This is a genomic window from Woeseia sp. D3-10 (assembly GCF_055809415.1).
The window spans coordinates 962337-984051 of sequence record NZ_JBVVTW010000007.1 but is presented as its reverse complement, the minus strand read 5'-3'; the positions used below and the strand labels follow the sequence as shown (position 1 = coordinate 984051).

At 57.3% G+C, this 21715-nt stretch carries 19 protein-coding genes and 5 pseudogenes; 11 read left to right on the top strand and 13 right to left on the bottom strand.

What is annotated here, in order from left to right:
- Positions 1-55 precede the first annotated feature (55 nt).
- The 8 genes and pseudogenes from gap to AC0L8N_RS05160 all read left to right on the top strand — a co-directional run.
- On the top strand, positions 56-1069 hold the full coding sequence (gap, locus tag AC0L8N_RS05195) for a type I glyceraldehyde-3-phosphate dehydrogenase (protein WP_473666502.1): 1014 nt from the start codon (positions 56-58) through the stop codon (positions 1067-1069).
- 64 nt (positions 1070-1133) lie between these two features.
- Entirely contained in the window at positions 1134-2303 is a 1170-nt protein-coding gene (locus tag AC0L8N_RS05190; protein WP_473666501.1) for a phosphoglycerate kinase, read from the top strand.
- A 338-nt stretch (positions 2304-2641) separates the two neighbouring features.
- Entirely contained in the window at positions 2642-4075 is a 1434-nt protein-coding gene (gene pyk, locus AC0L8N_RS05185) for a pyruvate kinase (RefSeq protein ID WP_473670045.1), read from the top strand.
- Positions 4076-4091: 16 nt separating this feature from the next.
- Positions 4092-4874: a penicillin acylase family protein gene (locus AC0L8N_RS05180; RefSeq protein ID WP_473666500.1), complete on the top strand. Its 783-nt coding sequence runs from the start codon at positions 4092-4094 to the stop codon at positions 4872-4874.
- On the top strand, positions 4777-5127 hold the full coding sequence (locus tag AC0L8N_RS05175) for a penicillin acylase family protein (RefSeq protein ID WP_473670043.1): 351 nt from the start codon (positions 4777-4779) through the stop codon (positions 5125-5127). Before AC0L8N_RS05180 ends, AC0L8N_RS05175 begins: the two co-directional genes overlap by 98 nt.
- A pseudogene (locus AC0L8N_RS05170) lies at positions 5054-6537 on the top strand (penicillin acylase family protein). The gene AC0L8N_RS05175 and the pseudogene AC0L8N_RS05170 overlap by 74 nt, the downstream one beginning before the upstream one ends.
- Positions 6538-6540: 3 nt before the next feature.
- The gene (locus tag AC0L8N_RS05165) at positions 6541-7398 is read left to right on the top strand and encodes an AAA family ATPase (protein WP_473666499.1); all 858 of its coding nucleotides are present in this window, start codon (positions 6541-6543) and stop codon (positions 7396-7398) included.
- 9 nt (positions 7399-7407) lie between these two features.
- Positions 7408-8594 (top strand): annotated as a pseudogene (locus AC0L8N_RS05160) (vWA domain-containing protein); the annotation flags it as partial.
- Between the two features lie 220 nt (positions 8595-8814).
- On the opposite strand, the gene AC0L8N_RS05155 reads toward AC0L8N_RS05160, so the two are convergent.
- Entirely contained in the window at positions 8815-9180 is a 366-nt protein-coding gene (locus AC0L8N_RS05155; RefSeq protein WP_473666498.1) for a peroxiredoxin, read from the bottom strand.
- A gap of 100 nt (positions 9181-9280) precedes the next feature.
- Between AC0L8N_RS05155 and AC0L8N_RS05150 the strand changes: the two are divergent.
- Together AC0L8N_RS05150 and AC0L8N_RS05145 are read left to right on the top strand one after the other, a co-directional pair.
- Positions 9281-9520 (top strand): annotated as a pseudogene (locus tag AC0L8N_RS05150) (patatin-like phospholipase family protein); the annotation flags it as partial.
- Positions 9521-9671: 151 nt separating this feature from the next.
- The gene (locus tag AC0L8N_RS05145; RefSeq protein WP_473666497.1) at positions 9672-10514 is read left to right on the top strand and encodes a patatin-like phospholipase family protein; all 843 of its coding nucleotides are present in this window, start codon (positions 9672-9674) and stop codon (positions 10512-10514) included.
- A gap of 12 nt (positions 10515-10526) precedes the next feature.
- Here AC0L8N_RS05145 and mgtE read toward each other — a convergent pair whose 3' ends face one another.
- From mgtE to AC0L8N_RS05090, 11 genes and pseudogenes are all read right to left on the bottom strand, one after another.
- Positions 10527-11876: a magnesium transporter gene (gene mgtE / locus AC0L8N_RS05140; RefSeq protein WP_473666496.1), complete on the bottom strand. Its 1350-nt coding sequence runs from the start codon at positions 11874-11876 to the stop codon at positions 10527-10529.
- A 144-nt stretch (positions 11877-12020) separates the two neighbouring features.
- The gene (rapZ, locus tag AC0L8N_RS05135) at positions 12021-12905 is read right to left on the bottom strand and encodes an RNase adapter RapZ (protein WP_473666495.1); all 885 of its coding nucleotides are present in this window, start codon (positions 12903-12905) and stop codon (positions 12021-12023) included.
- 34 nt (positions 12906-12939) lie between these two features.
- On the bottom strand, positions 12940-13443 hold the full coding sequence (locus AC0L8N_RS05130) for a PTS sugar transporter subunit IIA (protein ID WP_473666494.1): 504 nt from the start codon (positions 13441-13443) through the stop codon (positions 12940-12942).
- A gap of 91 nt (positions 13444-13534) precedes the next feature.
- Complete coding sequence (hpf, locus tag AC0L8N_RS05125; RefSeq protein ID WP_068617307.1) at positions 13535-13855, bottom strand: ribosome hibernation-promoting factor, HPF/YfiA family; 321 nt, start codon at positions 13853-13855, stop codon at positions 13535-13537.
- A gap of 127 nt (positions 13856-13982) precedes the next feature.
- On the bottom strand, positions 13983-15377 hold the full coding sequence (locus tag AC0L8N_RS05120; RefSeq protein ID WP_473666493.1) for an RNA polymerase factor sigma-54: 1395 nt from the start codon (positions 15375-15377) through the stop codon (positions 13983-13985).
- 49 nt (positions 15378-15426) lie between these two features.
- Positions 15427-16153: pseudogene (gene lptB, locus AC0L8N_RS05115) on the bottom strand (LPS export ABC transporter ATP-binding protein).
- Entirely contained in the window at positions 16150-16824 is a 675-nt protein-coding gene (locus tag AC0L8N_RS05110; protein ID WP_473666492.1) for an LptA/OstA family protein, read from the bottom strand. The pseudogene lptB and the gene AC0L8N_RS05110 overlap by 4 nt, the downstream one beginning before the upstream one ends.
- A gap of 56 nt (positions 16825-16880) precedes the next feature.
- Entirely contained in the window at positions 16881-17438 is a 558-nt protein-coding gene (lptC, locus tag AC0L8N_RS05105) for an LPS export ABC transporter periplasmic protein LptC (protein ID WP_473666491.1), read from the bottom strand.
- Positions 17439-17499: 61 nt separating this feature from the next.
- Complete coding sequence (locus tag AC0L8N_RS05100) at positions 17500-18012, bottom strand: KdsC family phosphatase (RefSeq protein WP_473666490.1); 513 nt, start codon at positions 18010-18012, stop codon at positions 17500-17502.
- Positions 18009-18990 (bottom strand): annotated as a pseudogene (locus AC0L8N_RS05095) (KpsF/GutQ family sugar-phosphate isomerase). Before AC0L8N_RS05095 ends, AC0L8N_RS05100 begins: the two are co-directional and overlap by 4 nt.
- Positions 18991-19023: 33 nt before the next feature.
- On the bottom strand, positions 19024-20070 hold the full coding sequence (locus AC0L8N_RS05090; RefSeq protein ID WP_473666489.1) for a calcium/sodium antiporter: 1047 nt from the start codon (positions 20068-20070) through the stop codon (positions 19024-19026).
- Between the two features lie 128 nt (positions 20071-20198).
- Here AC0L8N_RS05090 and AC0L8N_RS05085 point away from each other — a divergent pair, with 128 nt between their 5' ends.
- Positions 20199-20453 carry a BolA family protein gene (locus AC0L8N_RS05085; protein WP_473666488.1) on the top strand — a complete coding sequence of 85 codons (255 nt, stop codon included), beginning with the start codon at positions 20199-20201 and terminating at the stop codon, positions 20451-20453.
- Between the two features lie 25 nt (positions 20454-20478).
- Here AC0L8N_RS05085 and AC0L8N_RS05080 read toward each other — a convergent pair whose 3' ends face one another.
- Positions 20479-21558, bottom strand: coding sequence for a S1C family serine protease (locus AC0L8N_RS05080; RefSeq protein WP_473666487.1), 1080 nt, complete (start codon positions 21556-21558; stop codon positions 20479-20481).
- Between the last annotated feature and the right edge of the window lie 157 nt (positions 21559-21715).

The window sequence follows — 21715 nt, the reverse complement described above, 5'->3', positions numbered from 1 at the left end:
ATGCTTCCCGGCCCGCATGGCGGGCAGGGCAATTGATATACACAGGGAGATTTAAATGACCATCAAGATCGGAATCAACGGCTATGGCCGTATCGGCCGCAACATCCTGCGTGCGCTGTACGAGGGCGAATTGCGTAAGGACATCGAGATTGTTGCCGTAAACGATCTTGGTGATGCAAAAACCAATGCGCACCTGACGCGCCGCGATACAGCCCACGGACGCTTTCCCGGCACCGTTGAAGTCGATGGCGACTACATGATCGTCAATGGCGACCGGATTCGGGTTCTGGCCGAACGCGATCCGGCTAAATTGCCGTGGGGTGAACTTGGTGTGGATATTGTGCTGGAGTCCACAGGCTTTTTCGCATCAAAGGAAAAGGCTTCGGCACATTTGAAAGGTGGCGCGAAAAAAGTCATCGTTTCAGCGCCGGCCGGAACCGAAGTTGATGCGACCATCGTATACGGCGTGAACCACAATACCTTGAAGGCGTCTCACACGGTTATTTCCAATGCGTCGTGCACGACCAACTGCCTTGCACCGCTGGTCAAGCCGCTGCACGAAAAAATTGGTATTAAGCATGGCCTGATGACCACCATTCACGCGTACACGAATGATCAGGTCTTGACCGATGTTTACCATTCAGATTTGCGTCGTGCGCGTTCAGCAACGATGTCGCAGATCCCGACCAAGACCGGTGCTGCCGTAGCTGTTGGCATGGTCCTACCGGAGCTCGACGGGCGACTGGATGGCTTCTCCATGCGCGTTCCTACGATCAACGTTTCAGCCGTGGATCTCACCTTCGTTGCCAATCGCGATACAACAGCCGAAGAAATTCACGCCATCATGAAAGAAGCGAGCGAAGGCGAGCTGAAAGGCGTGCTGGCTTACACGGACGAACCGCTGGTGTCGATCGACTTTAATCATGACCCGGCCTCGTCGACCTACGACGCAGGTCAAACCAGAGTGATGGGCGGCAATTTCGTCAAGGTACTGGCCTGGTACGACAACGAATGGGGTTTCTCGAACCGCATGCTCGACACCACTCTGGCTCTCGCAAACGCCAAATAAGTCTTAAGTCTCTGGCTACGCCCACCGCTCGCGGTGGGCGTACTGCCATACCGGGCACCTACCAATGTTGAAAATGACCGAGCTGGATCTTGCGGGTAAACGCGTACTGATTCGGGAAGACCTGAATGTCCCCATCACCGATGGCAAAGTAACGAGTGCCGCAAGGCTGGAAGCGGCGCTGCCGACGGTTCAGGCGGCGTTGCAGGCAGGTGCAGCGGTCATCCTGGTGTCTCACCTCGGACGTCCTGAAGAAGGCAAGCCCGATCCGCAGTTCTCGCTTGCGCCGGTCGCAGACTGGCTTGGCGCTGCGCTCGGTGACGATGTGCCGTTGATCGATGACTGGAGTTCGGGCGTGAACGTCGCTCCCGGTTCGGTTGTGTTACTTGAGAACATTCGTTTCATCGATGGTGAAAAAAGTTGCAGCGATGAGTTATCGCGGCGACTGGCCGATCTATGCGATGTTTTCGTCATGGACGCGTTCGGTACGGCACACCGTGCGCAGGCGAGCACTTACGGTGTAGCGAAATTCGCGCCTGTGGCCTGTGCAGGTCCATTGCTGGCAGCGGAGCTGGCGGCATTGGGTAAGGCGCTGGATAACCCGGCGCGTCCGTTCGTTGCCATTGTTGGTGGTTCCAAAGTATCCACCAAGTTGACGGTGCTGGATGCACTTGCGGGTATCGTTGATCAGTTGATCGTTGGTGGTGGCATTGCGAATACGTTTATTGCGGCAGAAGGTCACCCTGTCGGCAAATCGCTGCATGAAGCCGACATGCTGGACACCGCAAAGTCGCTGATCGCGTCGGGTGATGGTCGAGCCACTGTGCCATTGCCGGTAGACGTCGTTGTGGCGAAAGAGTTCGCCAGCACAGCAACGGCTACAGTCAAGGAACTGGCGGATGTCGACGACGACGATCTGATACTGGATATCGGGCCGCGCACCGCTCAGCAGTTCGCGGACTTGCTGGCAAATGCCGGCACGATCATCTGGAACGGCCCCGTTGGCGTGTTTGAGTTCGACCAGTTTGGCGACGGCACGCGAGCAATCGCCGAAGCGTGTGCTGCCAGCGGTGCGTTCTCTGTTGCGGGCGGCGGCGACACGCTGGCGGCTATCGATAAATACGGTGTCGCGGACAGCATTTCATACATATCGACGGGCGGCGGCGCCTTTTTGGAATTTGTCGAGGGCAAGGTCTTGCCGGCCGTGGAGATACTTGAGAAGCGGGCGCAGAGCTAAGCAGTAGCGACTGATCGGCCTGGTATCTGCGGCAGCTGAAACTCGTAATTCCGAAATGTGACGCGCGACCGGTTGGCCGAAGAGGTTACTGATCGCAGGTCGCGCTTGCGTACCTGCATCTGGCAATTGGTGGTACGGCAAACCACATTGTTGATTCTCGTCTGAACAAGTTGTAACACCCTCCCGCTTACCGTCTGTCGTCACGTGTCTTAGTGGTGGCGCACAAGTTCGGTGCAAGTCGATTGCTGCTGTTGTGTCACCCGCAAATTCTACCGCGCCAAAAATATGTAGATGAAGCAGTACGAAGTCATTGCTCATATGCGATAATCGCCGCCATGATTAAACGAACCAAGATTGTAGCGACCCTCGGGCCGGCTACCGATGACCCAGCCGTTTTGATTGCAATGATCAAAGCGGGTGTCGATGTTGTGCGTATTAACTTTTCGCACGGAGTGGAAGCCGAACACCGGCGTCGAACCGAAGCACTACGCGAAGCGGCGCGAGCCTGTGGCCGTGAAGTTGGCGTTATGGGCGACTTGCAAGGGCCGAAAATTCGTATTCGGCGCTTCCGCGATGGCGCAGTGATGCTCAATCCTGGGGCCGAATTCTTTCTCGATTCAACACTGGGCGGCGATGATGGCGATGAGCACGGTGTCAGCGTCGCTTATGACGACTTGCACGTGGACATATCCGAAGGCGATACGCTGCTGCTGAATGACGGCCAGATTACGCTCAAGGTCGTCCGGGTGGAAGGTACGCGGATTCATACGATTGTCGAATTCGGCGGTGAATTGTCCGATCACAAAGGAATAAACCGGCAAGGTGGCGGTTTGTCCGCGGCGGCACTCACCAGTGAAGATCGTGCGAACATCAAGACGGCAGCCGATCTGGAGATGGACTTTCTGGCAGTGTCGTTCGTGCGCAGTGCGGCCGACGTTCGCGAAGCGCGCAGACTTTTCAGGGATGCCGGCGGTCACGGCATGATCGTTGCCAAAATCGAACGCGCAGAAGCGGTTGAACGTATCGATTCAATCATCGACGCGGCCGATGTCATCATGGTCGCGCGTGGTGATCTCGGCGTTGAAATGGGTTATGCCGAATTGCCCGGGATGCAGAAACGAATCATCCGGCGCACGCGGCACATGAACAAGGTCGTAATCACCGCGACGCAGATGATGGAATCGATGATTAACAGCCCGATTCCTACCCGTGCGGAAGTGTCCGATGTGGCCAACGCGGTTATGGATGGCAGCGACGCAGTAATGCTTTCGGCGGAGACGGCGGTAGGCGACTACCCAGTCGAGGCAATCAAGGCCATGGCCAGCGTTTGCATCGGCGCAGAGAAACACACTCTGGCACGGGGGCGAACAACCCACCGCCTTGATGACCAGTTCCAGGCTGTAGACGAAGCTATCGCAATGGCCGTCATGTACACGGCGAATCACATGGCCGTTAAGGCCATCATTGCCTTGACGGAATCCGGCTCGACTACGTTGTGGATGTCTCGTATCCGTTCAGATATCCCTATCTATGCCTTTACGCCGCATATCGCAACGCGTCGCCGCGTAACCATGTACCGCGGGGTTTATCCGGTTGAGTTCAATATAGAACATACGGAAATACTCGAACTGTACCGCGATATATTCGCAACCTTGTTGTCAAACGAGTTGGTCGTTGAAAATGATCTCGTTTTGTTCACCAAAGGCGACCTCAGTGGCGTTACGGGCAGCACCAATTCAATGAAGATCATTCGGGTTACGTCGTCGTCATGACGACCATCGGTTAAACGTGCGGCCGGCAACGCGCTGGCTGTTGCGTCTGGCTGGTGCCGTTGCCGGACTGGGAATCATCGGCCTGTTCGCAGGCTGGCAGATGCTGCGCGGCAGCCTCCCCGATCTCGATGGTGAGCTTGCAGTTCCGGTCATCAGTCAAGCGGCGAGTATCGAGCGCGATGCGGCCGGTATTCCAACCCTCCGTACCAGTAACCGTCGTGACCTCGCGTTTGCCACGGGTTACGTGCACGGGCAGGACCGCTTCTTTCAGATGGATTTGTCCCGCCGCAGTGCGGCAGGTGAATTGGCCGAGCTCGTGGGGGGCGTTGCGCTTCCCAGGGACAAGCGCATGCGTTTGCATCGGTTTCGCGCACGTGCGCAGCAAGTGCTGGCCACCATTAATGACGATCAGCGCGCGTTGCTTGACGCGTATGCAGGAGGGGTCAACTCGGCGTTAGCGGCGATGTCGGTCAGGCCTTTTGAATACATCGTCTTGCGCAGCAAGCCGCAACCCTGGCAAGCCGAAGATTGTCTGCTGGTCCTCTATGCGATGTTCCTCGATCTGAACGACTCGCGCGCAGACCGTGATGTGGAGATGTCGCTGGTTGCCCGCGCCGTACCGGCCGAGGTTTTCGCCTGGCTATACCCAACGGGCAGCCGTTGGGATGCGCCATTGGTCGGAACCGCCAGGAACGAGGCGCCTGTTCCCGGTCCGGAGCAGTTCGATCTGCGCGAATACCGGACTCTCCTCAGCGCTTCCCGTTCGCCGATTCCGGAGATGTTGCCTGGGCAGCAATAACTGGGCGGTGGCAGGTTCGCTGACGCATGACGGTCGGGCGATAGTTGCCAATGACATGCACCTGGGATTGCGCGCGCCAAGCATTTTCTATCGGGCCCGTTTCCTGATGGACGGGCCGGAGGCTATTGACGTTACCGGTGTGACGTTGCCGGGCACTCCGGTCATGGTCGCAGGCAGCAATGGCAAAGTCGCCTGGGGTTTCACCAACAGCAATGGCGATTGGTCGGATGCGGGTTATTGTTCGGCCGGGTAGAACCGCGAAGGTGTATTTGGCGCCGGAAGGCGAGCTTCCTTTCCAGGTTTACCGTGAGCGCATCAACGTTCTGGGCGGGCACAGCGAAGAAATCATCGTTCGCGAAACCATCTGGGGACCGGTACGTGACGATCTTGTTTTGCCCGACGGAGAAATTGCTGTCAGCTGGATCGCACACGCGCCACAGGCGGTGAATATAGAGCAGCTGCAGCTCGAAACTGCCGGCAGCGTGGACGAAGCACTGTCTATCGCCAATCGTGTGGGCATTCCCCCGCAAAACTTCATGACCGGCGACGCCGAGGGCAATATCGGCTGGACAATCGCAGGGCAGGTGCCGATACGAGACGGTCGCGATGGGCGCCTGCCAGTGGAGGGCAGAACGTTTTCCGGCATCGTCAACTGGCTACCGGCCGATGAATACCCGCGTGTGGTCAATCCGGCTGACGGTCGCTTGTGGACCGCCAACTCGCGGGTTGTGGACGGCGAAGCGCTGGCCAAACTCGGTGACGGCGGCTACGCATTGGGTGCCCGTACGCGACAGATTCGCGACGGATTGCATTCGATTGACCGGTTCACTGCGTCGGACATGCTGGCTATACATCTGGATGATCGAGCGCTGTTTCTTCAACACTGGCGCGACCTTCTGTTGACCTTGCTCGACGATAGTGCGGTAAGCGGCAAGCCATTGCGTGCTCAGTACCGCCAACTGGTTGCCGACTGGATCCCGCGTGCGTCTGCAGAGTCGGTTGGCTACCGGCTGGTTCGGGCCTTTCGCGATGAAGTGCATGGCCAGGTGTTCGAGATGTTGATGACGCCTGTGCGGGCGCGCTATCCGCACGAGGTTCCGCTCCGGCCCAGCCGGCAATTTGAAGCGCCACTGTGGGCGCTGGTGAGTGAGCAACCGCCACACATGTTGACAGCCAACTTCGAGAGCTGGGATGACCTGCTGCTAACCACGCTGGACAGTGTCATCGACAAATTGGAAGTCCTGCCTGGAGGGCTGGCAAATCGCACCTGGGGAGAGCGCAATACGGCGGCCATCAGACACCCGCTAAGCGCGCTTTGCCGTGGGCTGCTCGTTGGCTGGATATGCCGCGCGATCCACTGCCTGGCGGGCGCGACATGCCGCGGGTTCAGGGGCCGGCCTTTGGTGCATCAGAGCGGTTTGCAGTAGCTCCTGGTGCCGAGGCTGACGGGTACTTGCACCTGCCAGGCGGGCAAAGCGGTCACCCATTGTCGCCGTATTACCGGCGTGGGCACGCCGATTGGGTGGAAGGCAAGGCGTCGTCTTTTCTGCCCGGGGCTACGAACATTTGCTTCGCCTGGTACCTCAATAGCCCTGGGTGGTGGCCTGTACGCCAGTCGCTCGCCGGTGGTACTGTTCGCGATCAGGCCTTTTCCATTGGATGATCGATGAGTCAGAAAAAATTTACCGGAACGGATTCCTATATTGCTACAGATGATCTGATGATGGCGGTCAATGCCGCTGTCACGCTTGAGCGCCCGATGCTGATCAAGGGTGAGCCCGGCACCGGCAAGACCCAGCTGGCTATCGAAGTCGCGGCTGCCCTGGATCGACCTCTGTATGAGTGGCACATCAAATCGACGACCAAAGCGCAACAGGGACTGTACGAATATGACGCGGTAGCTCGCCTGCGTGACTCACAGCTCGGCGACAACCGCGTGCACGATATTGCGAATTACATCGTGCGCGGCAAAATCTGGGAGGCCTTCGATTCCGCGAAGCAGCCGGTATTGCTGATCGATGAAATTGACAAAGCTGATATTGAATTTCCGAACGACCTGTTACAGGAACTCGATCGTATGGAATTCTATGTCTACGAAACGCAGAAACTGGTCAAGGCGGAACATCGACCGATCATCATGATCACCAGTAATAACGAGAAAGAATTGCCCGACGCTTTCCTGCGTCGTTGCTTCTTCCACTACATCCAGTTTCCGGACAAGAGCACAATGGCGAAAATTGTCGATGTGCATTTTCCGGGATTGAAAAAAGAACTCCTTAAGGAAGCGCTGGAAGCATTCTACAAATTGCGCGACGTGCCGGGTCTGAAGAAAAAGCCGTCGACGTCTGAACTGCTTGACTGGATCAAACTGTTGCTGGCAGAAGATATATCGCCGGAAGTGCTCAGGAACAATGATGCGGGACGAGCAATTCCCCCCCTGTATGGTGCTTTGCTGAAGAACGAGCAGGACGTGCATTTGTTCGAACAGCTTGTCTTTCTGGATCGACGCTCCCGTTCAAAGTAGTCGGCACTCATGTTAATCCGGTTTTTCTACATGCTTCGCGACGGTGGCCTGAAGCCGTCGTTGACGGAGCTATTGACCTTGCTGACCGCCAGGAGGAAGGGTTGGGCGCAAGTTTATGCATGTCGATAACTTTTACTGCCTGGCGCGGGCGACGTTGGTTAAAGACGAGTCGTTGTTTGATCGCTTTGATCGGATATTTGCCGCGCGTTTCAAGGGAATTGAAGACGCGCTGCAGGACTTACGGCACAGAGCTCCCGGACGACTGGTTACTGAAACAGGCCCGAGCTCATGTTATCCGCTGAGGAGCGGGCGCGGATAGAAGCGATAGCCGGTTTTCGGATGAGCTGATGGAAGCGCTCAAGCAGCGGCTTGAAGAACAGGACGAACGGCATGAAGGTGGCAGCAAGTGGATAGGGCCCTGCCGGTACCTCGCCGTTTCGTGCCTACGGTTACGGACCCCGGAGGGGCGTGCGGATCGGTCAGGACGGCTCCCGACATCGCAAGGCGACTGAACGTGATGCGCCCGCCGCGAGTACCGGAATCTTCATGGTTCGGTCGAACTGGGGACGCGCGAATATCAAGGTGGCAGCTTCGCAAGCTGCGGAAGTTCGCGACGCGTGCGGCGGATCGGCTTGACCTCGAACGATACGATAGACAAGACGGCTCAGTAACGCCGGTTGTGCTGGATATTCGTATGGCTCCCGAACGGCACAACGCCGTGAAAGTCCTGTTGTGTCTCGATGTTCGGTGGATCTACTCGGATGACCACGTCAGGGTCTGCGAAGAAATGTTTTCGGCAGCGCGGTCCGAATTCAAACATCTCGAATATTTCTATTTCCACAATTTCATTTACGAAGGGTTGTGGAAAGACAATCGTCGTCGTCACGATGAACGTATGTCGATCGGCGATGTCACTCGCAAGCTGCCGCGCGGACTACAAACTGATTTTCGTCGGCGATGCGACGATGAGTCCTTACGAGATCGTGTATCCCGGCGGTAGCGGTTCGAGCACTGGAACGAAGAGCCCGGCGCTGTGTGGATCAAGCGCCTGTTAACGACCTTTCCGAAGGCGATATAGGCTGAATCCTGAGCCGCGCGACCGTTGGGATTTTACACCGTCGATCAAACTGGCGCGTGACCTGATGGACGATCGGATGCTTCCGCTCGCCGTCGCAGGGCTGGACGCTGGAATCCGCGGGGCTCGCACTGACACCGCCCTCGACCAAAGGCAGTGTCAGTCCGGCGCGCTGGCTAATGTGCCTGTAATTCGTCGAGGTCGGCGAGCACTTCCCCGGGAATGCGAGTCTGGATCGACATCGGCCGTAGTGCCTGGCGATGTTTCCTTCAGGGTCGATCAGGAAGGTTTGCCGTTTGGCCATATCGAAGCCAAATCGGCTGACTTTGACGCCGTAAGCATCACGCCGCCTCGCCAGCGGTGCCCGCCAGTAACGGAAACGGCAGGCCGTGCTTCTCGGCGAAGGCTTTATGCGATTCTTCGCTATCAAGGCTGACACCGATAACAGCGCAATCTTTGCGTCGGAACTCGAAAATGTCATCGCGAAACTCACAGGCTTCCGTTGTGCATCCGGGTGTGTCGTCTTTCGGGTAGAAGTACAGGGCAACCCATTGGTTGCGGTAGTCCTGAAGTGTATGGGTTTTGCCATTCTGGTCGGTCAGGCTGAAATCCGGGGCTTTGTTGCCGGGCTCAAGATCGCCGGCCGTAGCCGGCAGGGCCAGCAGCAGTGTACTGGCAGTTGCTATCGCGACGATTAAACGCAACATGGTGATGCTCCTCTTAGCTAACGTCGATTGCAGTCAATCGGTATTTTGTGGACTGCATGGTATTGATGCAGTGCTGAGCGCACTATAATGCCTGCCACGCATGAATAGACAGCCTAACAAACACAATACAGCCCTGGTTCTTCCTGGCGGCGGTGCGCGCGGTGCGTTCCAGGTAGGCGTACTCAAGGCCATCGCTGAGCTAACTCCGCCCGGGTGTGCGAATCCGTTCCCTATCATCAGCGGTACGTCGGCAGGCGCTATCAATTCTGTGGTGTTGGCGACACGCGCGCGGCACTTCTCGATCGCTGTGCAGGCGCTGGAACACGTATGGGGCAATTTTCATTGCGAACAGGTCTACCGTTCCGACGCCTGGACCATGTTGAAGAGCAGTCTGCACTGGATGGCGGCTATCATCTTGGGCGGCAATTTCTGCGGGTACACCGAACTCGTTGCTCGACAACTCGCCGTTACGGACGCTGCTCAGTCGCAAAGTGCGCTTTCCGCGCCTCGAAAAAGTTATCGAGGAAGGTTGCTTGCAGTCCGTGGCCATAACAGCGGCGGGTTACGCAACCGCGCGCTCAACCTCGTTCTTCCAGGGAAGAGAAGATCAGGAGAACTGGGCAAGGACCCGGCGGGTTGGTGTGGGCGGTGAGCTGAACCTTGATCACTTGATGGCAAGTATTGCTGTTCCGATGATATTTCCACCGGTCATGATCGGCGGTGAATATTTCGGCGACGGCGCGATGCGTCAGGCAACACCCTTGAGCCCGGCTGTACACCTTGGGGCGGACCGTATACTGGTTATTGGCGTGCGCGACGAAACAGCCGATCCGGGGATCGCGCCGGGAACTGAGCAACCGTTTCCGAGTATGGCGACGATTGCCGGCTACATGCTGGACACGCTGTTCATGGATGGTCTGTACTCGGACCTGGAGCGATTGACTCGCATCAATGAGCTTATCGACTCTGTGCCGGTCGAGCACCGCAAGGGCGCGCTGGAGGGCATGCGGGCAATCGATACGATGATTGTATTGCCGAGCTGTGATTTGCGCGAGATTGCCTATGAACACCGTAAGTCGATGCCAGTCCCTGTGCGAGCCCTGCTACGCGGCATAGGCGGACGTGGTGGGAGCAGTCGCTTACTGAGTTTCTTGTTGTTCGAGAGTGAATACACCCGGGACCTGATTGAATTGGGGTACCGCGACGCCATGAATGTGCGCGATCAGCTGGAAGCATTTGTCCGCGGCGAACCCGTACCACGGCTCTACGCGCCTCAGTGGGTATCGAATGATTTAACCGGTCGTCACCCGGTGTTGAAGTTTAACGGGCTTTGAACGGGTCGCCGGCTAGATCAGGAACATAGCGCCGAGGCCAAGAAACGCCATGTATCCGACCACGTCGGTGATCGTGGTTAGTACGACTCCGCCAGCCAGCGCCGGGTCTATATTCATTCGTTTCATCGTCATCGGTATGGCGAAACCTGCCGCCGCTGCGATGATCAGATTGATGCACATCGCGCCCGCGATGACCGCGCCGATTCGCCAGTCCTTAAACCAAAGCAGTGTGAACAAAGCAACGACCGCGGCCCAGCCGAAACCGTTGAGAACACCAACGAGCACTTCCTTGCGAAAAATACGCCGTGCGTTGGTCTTGTCTATCTGACCGAGTGCAATTGCCCGGGTCATGATCGTTAACGACTGCGTGCCTGCGATTCCACCCATGCTGGGAACAACCGGCATTAGCACGGCCAAAAGCACGATCTTGTCGATCGTTGTCTGGAACAAGTCAACCACTGACGCGGCCAGAAATGCGGTGGCGAGATTGATGCCGAGCCACAAAGCCCGGCGCCGGGCACTCTTCGCAACCGGCGCGAACATGTCGTCTTCCTCGTCAAGACCGGCAGCACCCATCAACGAGTGTTCTGCTTCTTCCCGGATGACGTCAACGACATCGTCCACTGTGATACGACCGACGACGCGATTGTGTTCATCGGCTACCGGAGCGGACAACAGGTCGCGGTGTTCGAACTCCCAGACAACATCCTGCGAACGTGCAGAAGCGGGGATTGGAACGATGTCAGTGGACATGACTTCACCCACCGATTTGTCCTGGTCGGCTGTCAGTATTCGCGACAGGAACAGCGCACCCATATACTTGTTGTCCCGGTCCACGACAAAGATAGTGTCGGTTCCGTCAGGAATTTCGCCACGTGCTCGCAGGTAACGTTGCACAACGTCCAGAGTGACGTCAGGCCGCACCGTCACTATGTCGACGTTCATCAGGCCGCCGGCACTGTCCTCGTCGTAGGCCAGAATCTGGGTTAGCCGTTCGTGATCCTGGTGATCCAGTGACTTGAGTACCTCGCGGGTCAGCGCGTCAGGAAGTTCGGCCAGCAAGTCCGCGAGATCGTCGATCTCCATGCCTTCGACGGCGGCGATCAGTTCGTCAGTTGCCATGCCTTCGATCAGTCCGTTACGGACTTCGTCGGCAAGTTCTACCAGTACATCGCCCTCAATGTCGGGGCCGATCATCTCCCAGATAACGCCGCGTCCGCGCAGCGGCAATGACTCAAGCAAGCGTGCCAGTTCGGCGGGGTGCAGATTGCCTACGAGACGCCGCGCCGCTCGCATACGACCGGCATTAAGGCGTTCCCGGAGCATCGACAGAGTGGTCTGTTTTGCGTCGTTGCTGTCCATGGGGGCGTCCTGTGTGTTGCTTGCACCGCGAGGCGCCTGCCGCAGCGGCGTACTGGCGGGGATGTTGAGCAGTGTAGCGAGGATCGCGGGGCGTAGCACGTACGCGACGTGACTTGTGCCGCCTTTGTTGGCGGCGGGGCGGGCTTAGTGACTGTCGCGCTTGCGCAATTCGTTGTGGCGGGCAAGGACGGGGTCGTGCGTCAGCTGCAGCGCTTTGGCCAGTTTTTCGGCCATGTAAACCGAGCGATGCTGGCCGCCCGTACAGCCCAACGCAACGGTCAGGTAGCTGCGGTCAAATTTGACGTATTCCGGTATCCAGTGCTGTAAAAAGCCCAGTACGTCGTCGTGCATGCGAATGAACGGCGGTTGTTTATCCAGGAATTCGGCGACGGCTTCGTCCTGGCCGGTCAGGCTGCGCAAGTTCGGTTGCCAATAGGGGTTGGGCAGACTGCGCAGGTCGAAAACAAAATCAGCGTCCGCCGGTATGCCGTGTTTGAAACCAAACGATTCGATCAGGACGGACAGCATTTTCTTGCCACGCCGATCAACCCGGTCGCGAATGGCGTCAGCGAGTTCGTAAACACTGCTCGTCGAAGTATCGATGATGAGATCAGCGAGATTGATAATAGGGCCTAATAGCTCCCGTTCGTGCAGTATCGCTGCGCGCAGTGCTGTGCCGTCACCGGACAGAGGGTGCCGGCGCCTGGTCTCGCTGTAACGCTTTAGCAGTATGTCGTCGTCGGCCTGGAGAAACAGGACATCAGTTTGAATGTTGTTGTCGCGCAGCTCTTTAATGGTATCCGGCAGTGCCTCGATATCCCGCTGTCGGTTGCGGGCATCAATGCCTACGGCGATACGCGCAACGGCCCGTTCTTCGAATCGGGTGACTTCGTCAATTACCGACCGGATGAGCGCGGCTGGCATGTTGTCAATGCAGTAGTAGCCCAAATCTTCTAGCACATGGAGAGCGACGCTCTTTCCGGAACCGGAAAGCCCGCTGACCATTATGAGCCGGGTTTCTTCTGACATCGTATTGCTGGCCTTGGTTATGAGCTGGCTGATTTTATTCTGGGATTGTGGCCGCTTCTGCTTCTTCGTCCGCATCATTAGCAGGTCGGTGCTCGCTTAGCAACGCCTGATACAGTTCTTTGCTGGTCTTCGCCGCCCTGATAGCCGCACGCAAGTCCTTACTCATCAGAGTGCTGGCGATCATGCTGATGTCCGCGCGGTGGCTGTCGCCGAGTTCTACAGGAACCATCAGACCAAATACTATATCCACATCTTCGCCGTCACTGGCATCGAAGTCGACCGGGCTGGACAGCTTCATCAGCGCGCCGGAACTGGCAGTAACACCCTCTACCCGACAATGCGGAAACGCAATGCCGGCATCAAGGCTGGTGCAGCCCAGACGTTCGCGTTCAATCAGCCGTGAAAAGATTTCTTCATTGGAGATTTCGCCCGCCGAGCGCGCAAGTAACTCGCTGAGAATCTCGAGACAATGTTTCTTGCTACGAGCGTGTGCATTGCACAGGACGTTGTCGGGATTGATAAGTTCTTCGAGGATCATCGCGTGATTCTGGGGGCTGGAGCGCCGTCGCCCGGAGTGGAGGGGTTTGGCCCCGCGCTGCGTTGACGATGCAAGCGCGGGGCCAAGGTAGTTAGCCGTAAGATCGTTTGTCCGCTTCTCTGGCGTGATGGTCAGCTAGCTTTTCCTTGTGCTTTCTGACTTGACGATCAAGTTTATCTACGAGGCTGTCTATTGCCGCGTACATGTCATCTTCTGTTGCGTCAGCGTGTATTCTGCCACCGTTTACGTTGACTGTCGCTTCTGCTTTGTGGCGGAGTTTTTCGACAGTCAGTACGCAATGCACATCAGAAACAAGATCAAAATGCCGTTCGACTTTTTCGATCTTGGTGGCAACGTAATTCCTCATTGCCGTGGTTACGTCTACGTGATGGCCTGTTACGCTTAGTTGCATGGTGTTCTCCCGTGTTGCTAAAAGTGGACTCACCTTCGCTCCCCCTGTCTCTGGTGTTTCCACTGGCGTCGACAAAGTAAATAGCGCTTTAAAATCCTCCTGTTGCTTTGGGAACTGTCAGTTTTGCCTATTTGGGTTTGCGGACCCGCCGCTCGCTGGACGATAAAATTTTCATAGCTTCACGGTACTTCGCAACCGTGCGTCTCGCAACGTTTATGCCTTCCTGCTCGAGTACTGTGGCTATTTTGCTGTCACTCAGCGGTTTACTCGGGTCTTCCGCGCCAATCAGCTTGCGTATTTTCGCGCGAACGGCTGTTGACGACTGGTCATCACCGTCCGTTGTCGAAAGGTGGCTTGAGAAGAAGTACTTGAACTCAAACACGCCGCGCGGTGTGTGCATATATTTGTTGGTTGTAACACGAGAAATCGTTGATTCGTGCATGCCAATTGATTCGGCTACGTCGCGCAGAACCAATGGCTTCATGGACTCGTCGCCGAAGTCCAGAAACTCGTGTTGTCTGGCCACTATGCAAGTGGCGACCTTCATCAATGTCTCGTTGCGGATTTCGAGGCTCCTGACCAGCCACCTGGCTTCCTGCAGCTGCGAGCGCAAAACGGAATGATCGCCGCTGCCACGCAGTAATTGTGCGTACTGTTGGTTTACGGACAGTCGTGGAATGCCGGACGAGCTGACTTCGACGTGCCATTGATTATCGATCTTTCTGACAAAAACGTCGGGGATGACGTACTCGGGCGCCGCCGGGCTGACCGCGAGGCCAGGCTTCGGGTGGCAGCCTTTTATCAGGGCCAGTGCTCCGTCCAGTTCTTCTTCCGAGGCACGCTGGCTGCGCCGCAGCTCGGCGTATTCCTGACTGGCGATCAGGTCGAGGTGTTCTGCCGCGAGATCGATGGCGAGTTTCAGGCCAGGGGTTTGTTCGTCGAGTTGCGATAACTGCAACACGATGCATTCAGAAAGAGTGCGCGCGCCAACTCCGACGGGATCCAGGCGCTGTATCTTCTGCAACGTAAATTCGATCTCATCATCGCTGGGAGCATTGCCGATGTCGACACAGGCGCGTACATCATCGAACTCAGCCGTCAGGTATCCGTCGTCATTGATCGCGTCGATCAATGCTTCGCCGATCAATGTTTCACGTTCGTCGAAACTATCGAGTTCGAGTTGCCAGAGCAGGTGATCGCGCAGAGATTCGCCGCTTTGATCGGCATAATCGTCACTGGTGCGGCCTTCGCCGTTCCAGCCTCCGTCCTGCATACGTTCCATGGAGCTCGATTGCCAGTTTTCTTCCGCCTTGATGGTTTCGACTTCGGCGGTGGAATCGGCACTGTTGGCGGGAACCTCGGGCAGGTCCTCCATCTCCAACATGATGTTTTCTTCGAGCGCTTCCTGAATTTGAGCGCTGAGGTCCAGCACCGGCAGTTGCAGCAGCCGTATGGCTTGTTGCAACTGCGGGGTCATCGTCAACGATTGACCGAGTTTGAGTTGAAGCGACGGTTTTAGCATCAGGAATAACTGCAGGCGTTAGCGGCGGGATTCTGGGTACACATTCTGTTCAGAGTTTGAACTCCTGTCCGAGATACACTTCTCGAACGTGCTGATTGCTCAAAATTTCATCGGGCGGGCCCGATGCGATCAGGCTGCCATCATTCAGTATATAGGCTCGTTCGCAGATTCCGAGTGTTTCCCGGACATTGTGGTCGGTAATCAGCACGCCGATGTCGCGATCGCATAAATGTTTGATAATGCGTTGAATATCAGAGCACGGAGATCGGGTCGACGCCGGCGAACGGTTCGTCCAGCAAGACAAAGCGGGGGTTAGCGGCGAGGGCTCTGGCAATTTCGACGCGCCGCCGTTCGCCGCCCGACAGGCTGATCCCGAGGCTGGTACGGACATGGCCGACGTGCAGTTCGTCGAGCAACTGGTCAAGCTCCTGTTCACGGCCAGCCCTGTCCAGATCATCGCGGTTCTCAAGAATCGCGAGTACGTTCTGTTCGACGGTAAGTTTGCGAAATATTGACGCTTCCTGCGGCAGGTAGCCCAGTCCCATTGACGCCCGGCGATGCATGGGCAGCGCAGTAAGGTCTTTACCGTCCAGCAAGATGCGCCCGCGATCCGCCGCGATCAGGCCGACAATCATATAAAAGGCGGTGGTTTTGCCCGCGCCATTGGGGCCGAGCAGCCCGACGACTTCGCCGCTGGATATTTCGAGGGAAATGTTCTTGACGACTTCCCTGAATTTGTAGCGTTTCGCGATCTCCTGGACGCTCAATATGCTCATTGCACGCCATCCCCGTTGTCGTCCGGTGCTGCGGCATCGGGTGCGTCTTCTTGCGCAGGCTCGCCATCGCTCCGGCTGTCCGGGGTGTAGGTGATCTTGACCTTTTCGCCGCCGTTGCCACTTGAGTCGGCATTGATACGGCGCTCACGTATGTTGTAGACGAGAAAATTACTGGATATCTGGTTGCCGCCTTCAGTGATCATGGCTTTATCTGAAAACTCAATAACGCCGTCGCTAAAGTTGTACTCAAGTTTCCCGGCTTCCGCGTAGGTCACCTGATCACTGTCTGGCCGGCGCAGCTCGAACGTGGCAGGCGAACCGGTGATGCTGGCGAGGCGTAGCTCGTGACCTGCGAAATGCAGGTTGGCATCCTCGCAGCGGATCTGGCCGTTGCCGGTGTCGATACGCACGTTGCCGGAAAATTGCCAAACACTGTCTTCGAAGTCGAGCTTGCTGGCGCGGCCAGTATCGGCTTCGACACCTATGACGCCCTGTGTCAGACGCAGCCCCCGGAACATCAGCATCGAATTCTTGCCGTCGTAGTCCGTCGAGTCTGCATCCAGTGAGATGGGCAGTCGCAGGTCGCTAGCCTGCGCGTGCACAGTCGCTGGTAAACCGGCAAGAGCAGATAGCGCATAGATGACGAACAGCAAGTGAGATCGATTTAACATCAAAGTGAGGACCAACAACGCGCTTCAGGGTTCAGAGAGACGGTCATTCTACGTTATCAGGGCGCAAACTTGCCGCTGACATTTGACTTTAGCTGCAATCGGTTCTGGTCAAACAGGGCTTCCATGCCCGTTGCGGTCAGACTGCGCTCGCCGATACGTATCTGGACGCGTTGGTCGGTCGCGGCGCGGTACTTTTCCGGCTCGAGCTCCAGCCAGTCCGTTCGAATCTCCGTTACTGCCCCGGAAGAGCCCCGGTTGCTGACCGCCACTACATGGCCGGACAGGGTCAGGCGTTGTTGTTCCCCGGCGATAACGGCCTGGTCCGCGCTGACGGACCACGGTATATCTGAATCAGCAGCATATTTTATTCTGACGTTATCGAATGCGATCTCGTCACTACCGCGCTGCTCGGCATATTCTGCTTCGATTTCGTAAAGCAACTGGCCGGAGTCGCCGGTGCCCAGGATGCGGGCAGAACGAAGATAGTAGCCTTGCTGAATATCGCCGTTGCCCGACACCGGTGGTGGTTCGGTATCCAGTGAACTCGCGAGGTACCAGGTGGCGGCTGCCGTTCCGAGCAGGGCAATGAAACCGGCGACATGCCGGCCGGTCATAACGGGCTTGCCCGGGTACTAAGACTGGTCGGCGCTGGCAGGGTTGTCGCACGCAGCATCATCATTCCGGTGCGTGCTGGTCGCGGGCTGCAAGCAATCGGTCACAGACGTCGCGGACGGCGCCGTAGCCGCCACGCCACTGGGTGACAAAGTCGCACTCAGCCACTACCTGCGGATGGGCATTCGCAACGGCGATAGCGACACCGGCACGGCGCAGCAAGGGCAGGTCGGGCACATCGTCACCGGTATAGGAGCATTGCGAAGCCTGCAATTTGAGTTGCGTCAGCAAAGTATCGAACACGGCAACCTTGTCTTTGCAGCCGAGGTGCACGTGCTGCACACCGAGTTCTGCCATGCGCTTCTCGACTGCGGGGGAACGCCGGCCGCTGATTACCGCAACCGCTATACCGGCCTCCAGGAGGCGTCTAACTCCGTAGCCATCGAGCGTGCAAAACGCTTTGCTTTCAACGCCGTCATCGGACAGGTAAAAGCGGCCATCGGTAAATACACCGTCGATATCGAACGCAGCGAGCTGAATAGCGGCCAGTCGCGGTGTCAGCTTGTCAGTACTCATACGATCCCCGCCCGAAACAGGTCGTGGATATTCAGTGCGCCGACCAGTACGCCGTCTTTGTCAGTAACTAACAGGCCGTTGATCTTGTGTTCTTCCATAACGTGTATTGCCTCGGCGGCCAGCGAGTCTGCTGATATCGTTTTGCAGCTACGGTGCATGACTTCAGCCATTGGCACCTTGTGTACATCGACGCCACTGTCCAAAGTTCGCCGCAAATCACCGTCCGTGAAAATGCCGAGAATACGCTGTTGCAGGTCGACAACGGCGGTCATGCCAAGGCCTTTCTGTGACATTTCTACCAGCCCGGCACTGAGACTGACCTCTGCAGTAACTTTCGGAATGGCTGGGCCGCTGTGCATGATATCGACGACACGCAGCAACAGGCGTTTCCCCAATGATCCGCTCGGATGCGAAAGTGCGAAGTCTTCGGCTGTAAAGCCACGGCTCTCGAGCAGCGCAACAGCGAGCGCATCGCCCATCGCGAGCGTTGCCGTGGTGCTGGCGGTAGGGGCCAGATTCAAAGGGCAGGCCTCTTCTGTAACGCTGACATCAAAATGCACGTCCGCTGCTCTCGCGAGTGTCGAGCGCGGTTTGCCCGTCATCGAAATCAACTTTGCACCCATACGCTTGACCAGCGGCAGGATAGTGATGATTTCCTGTGTTTCGCCGGAATTTGAGACGGCCAGCATCAGGTCCTGGCTGGTGATCATGCCGAGGTCGCCGTGGCTGGCTTCGGCCGGGTGCATATAAAAAGCAGGTGTACCCGTGCTGGCGAGGGTGGAGGCGATCTTGCGGGCAATGTGGCCGGATTTTACCCATGCCGGTCACAACGACCCGACCTGTCAGGTCGAGGCACAGTTGGCAGGCAGCAGAAAAAGACTCATCGAGTCGCTCGGCCAGTGTGCTCACGGCCCGAGATTCGATGTCCAGCACCCGTTCTGCCAGTGCTTTTTGTTCCGCCGCTGTGAGTTTGGAGATCAATTGATGTCCTGTATCTAACGAGCTGTCAGTTTATACGTTCTGCACCACGACGTAGCCGGTATATGCGAAGTACGCGCAGATCAGGCACAAACCTTCGAAGCGGCTTACACGACCTTCACCTTCGTACTCGTAGGTCATGGCGAACAGAACCAGGGTAAAGGCAACCATGACAAATATATGCAGCGACAAAACCGATGGCGGCAGGCCCAGTGGTTGAATGCTCGCGGCGACGCCAATAACCGCCAGCAAGTTGAATATGTTCGAGCCGACGATGTTGCCAATCGCCAGGCCGTACTCGCCTTTGTAGGCACTGACCAGCGACACCGCCAGTTCCGGCAGGCTGGTCGCTATCGCTACCAGCGTTATGCCAATGACTACTTCAGATACGCCGAAATGGCGGGCAATTTCGATGGCACCGTCAACCAGCAAATCAGCGCCGAATAGCAAGGTTCCCAGCCCTATGGCGAGCCAGATCGCAGCCTTCCGCATCGAGACGTTGCTGGGGATTTCGGCTTCGTAGTCGTTGCGCATGGGGTCGTTGGCGGACGAGCGGATACCGACCCGGGTGAGCCACACCATGACGATGATCAATGCGGTTAGGAGTACAAAGCCGTCGATTCGGCTGAGGTAAGAGTCCAGAAACAGGGACACCGTTAACAGTGAAACAGCCAACAGTGCTGGCATCTCCCGGCGCAGAGTTTCAGAGGTCAGTTCTATCGGCCGGAATAACGCGATGGCGCCAAGAACCAGGCCGATGTTTGCGGAGTTGGAGCCAATCGCGTTGCCGATGGCCAGTTCAGGTTCGCCACGCAGAGAGGCGACAACGGAAACCAGAATTTCCGGCGCCGAAGTGGCGATTGCAACGATGGTCAAGCCGATGAGCAGCGGCGCGACGCCAAGGTTTCGCGCAATAGCTGCACCGCCATACACGAACCGGTCTGCGCCCCAGATCAGGAGTGACAGTCCGGCAATAATTTCAACAATATTGCCAAGCATATATTTAGTACTACAAAAAGACTCGGGGACCGGCCGCGTGTCGCCCAGCGCTTGCTGCGCGCGGTCCGGGAGGCTCATCATACACAATCAATCCTGACATGGGACCCGCTTGAAAGCGGGCAAATTTGCGCCGCCGCATTTGCTACACTGCGCGGCCAATAGTAGTCCGGCCCGCCAATGTGGCGGGCCCGCCGATCGAGCGTACGCCCATGGAACCAACAGAAGTAGAGAAACTCATCAAAGCCGGAATGCCAGACGCGGAAGTTCGGGTGATGAGTCCTGACAACACGCATTTCGAGACGCTGGTGGTTGCCGAGGCGTTCACCGGCAAACGGCCAATCGCCCGGCATCAGCTGGTCTACCGCTGCCTTGGCGCACTGATGGGCAACGAAATTCACGCCATGTCCATTCGCGCGCACACGCCGGAAGAATGGCAGTCACTGCAAGCGGCCGATCCTGGCTAAGATGCCTTGGGTCTGCTGTGCAGGCTCAGAATTCGGGCGGGCGTTCCACGACGATTAGTTCGGCGCGAAACCGTTGACCGTCCCGCCAGCCGTCCATCTCGACCTTGTCGCCGGGCTCCAGTCCGGCAACCAGCAGCAAAGCTTGCTGGCGGGTGCGTATGGGCTCGCCGTTTATCGCCAGCACCACATCACCAGCGGCCAGTCCGGCGATATCAGCTGGCCCACCGGCGCGAACGGCGTTCAGCAGAATGCCGATTTCAGCAGGGAGTCCGAGCGATTCAGCTTCAGCGGGTGTCAGCTCGTCCGAGTCCAGTCCTATGTAGCCGCGAATGACACGCCCGTCGCGTTTCAGCGCGTCGACCACGCCACGCACGAGATCAACCGGGATGGCGAAACTGATGCCCTCTGTACCTGCGTCCTGCGCTAGTACGGCGGTATTGATGCCGACCAGCTCACCCAGGCTGTTAATAAGTGCACCGCCGGAATTGCCTTCATTGATCGCGGCATCGGTCTGAATGAAGTTTTCAAACGTCATCAGGTTCAACTGGCCGCGGCCGGTCGCGCTGACTATGCCCTGGGTCACGGTCTTGGTCAGGCCGTAGGGATTGCCGATAGCGAGGACGACGTCGCCTATGCGCAGGCTGCTTGATCGGCCCAGAGGGATAGCGGGCAGAGTGCCGAGCTCCACTTTCAGGAGTGCGAGGTCGGTTTCGGCATCAAAGCCGACCACCTGCGGGTCGGCGATACGGCCATCCGCCATTTGCACGCGGATTTCTGCCGCGTCAGCGATGACATGGTAATTGGTGACTAGATAGCCATCGGCGTCAATGACGACGGCTGATCCGAGGCTGGTATTCAGGCGCAGCCGGTCGGTGTTGTTATTTTCCGGCTCGGCCTGTACGAGCCGGCGGGTGTAGATGTTGGCGACTGACGGAGCGCCAATATCCACAGCGTCGGCGTAACTGGCCGGAGGCACGGTGATGACCCGGCCGTTGGCGGCCTGCGGCAATAAATCCGGCCGAAACAGTACGACGACAAAGGCTGCAGCCAGTCCAATGCAAACAGATTGCAGCAAAAACAGCAGTGCCGGCTTGATGCGGGCCACCAGGCCTCCTGACGAATAGTCGAAATTAATTAGTGTTAGCAACGCGTGGGATTGAACTTGATGGCCTAGCGTGTAGCCACGTTCGCGGCTAAATGTATATAATGCCGCCTTGGTTCCGCACCCAGTCCCGGATCAGCCGTCATCCTGACGACAAATC

Coding starts and splice junctions, on each gene's coding strand:
- gap (WP_473666502.1), top strand. CDS start 56: ATGACCATCAAGATCGGAATCAACGGCTATGGCCGTATCGGCCGCAAC.
- AC0L8N_RS05190 (WP_473666501.1), top strand. CDS start 1,134: ATGTTGAAAATGACCGAGCTGGATCTTGCGGGTAAACGCGTACTGATT.
- AC0L8N_RS05165 (WP_473666499.1), top strand. CDS start 6,541: ATGAGTCAGAAAAAATTTACCGGAACGGATTCCTATATTGCTACAGAT.
- AC0L8N_RS05155 (WP_473666498.1), bottom strand. CDS start 9,180: ATGTTGCGTTTAATCGTCGCGATAGCAACTGCCAGTACACTGCTGCTG.
- mgtE (WP_473666496.1), bottom strand. CDS start 11,876: ATGGACAGCAACGACGCAAAACAGACCACTCTGTCGATGCTCCGGGAA.
- rapZ (WP_473666495.1), bottom strand. CDS start 12,905: ATGTCAGAAGAAACCCGGCTCATAATGGTCAGCGGGCTTTCCGGTTCC.
- AC0L8N_RS05130 (WP_473666494.1), bottom strand. CDS start 13,443: ATGATCCTCGAAGAACTTATCAATCCCGACAACGTCCTGTGCAATGCA.
- hpf (WP_068617307.1), bottom strand. CDS start 13,855: ATGCAACTAAGCGTAACAGGCCATCACGTAGACGTAACCACGGCAATG.
- AC0L8N_RS05120 (WP_473666493.1), bottom strand. CDS start 15,377: ATGCTAAAACCGTCGCTTCAACTCAAACTCGGTCAATCGTTGACGATG.
- AC0L8N_RS05110 (WP_473666492.1), bottom strand. CDS start 16,824: ATGTTAAATCGATCTCACTTGCTGTTCGTCATCTATGCGCTATCTGCT.
- lptC (WP_473666491.1), bottom strand. CDS start 17,438: ATGACCGGCCGGCATGTCGCCGGTTTCATTGCCCTGCTCGGAACGGCA.
- AC0L8N_RS05100 (WP_473666490.1), bottom strand. CDS start 18,012: ATGAGTACTGACAAGCTGACACCGCGACTGGCCGCTATTCAGCTCGCT.
- AC0L8N_RS05090 (WP_473666489.1), bottom strand. CDS start 20,070: ATGATGAGCCTCCCGGACCGCGCGCAGCAAGCGCTGGGCGACACGCGG.
- AC0L8N_RS05085 (WP_473666488.1), top strand. CDS start 20,199: ATGGAACCAACAGAAGTAGAGAAACTCATCAAAGCCGGAATGCCAGAC.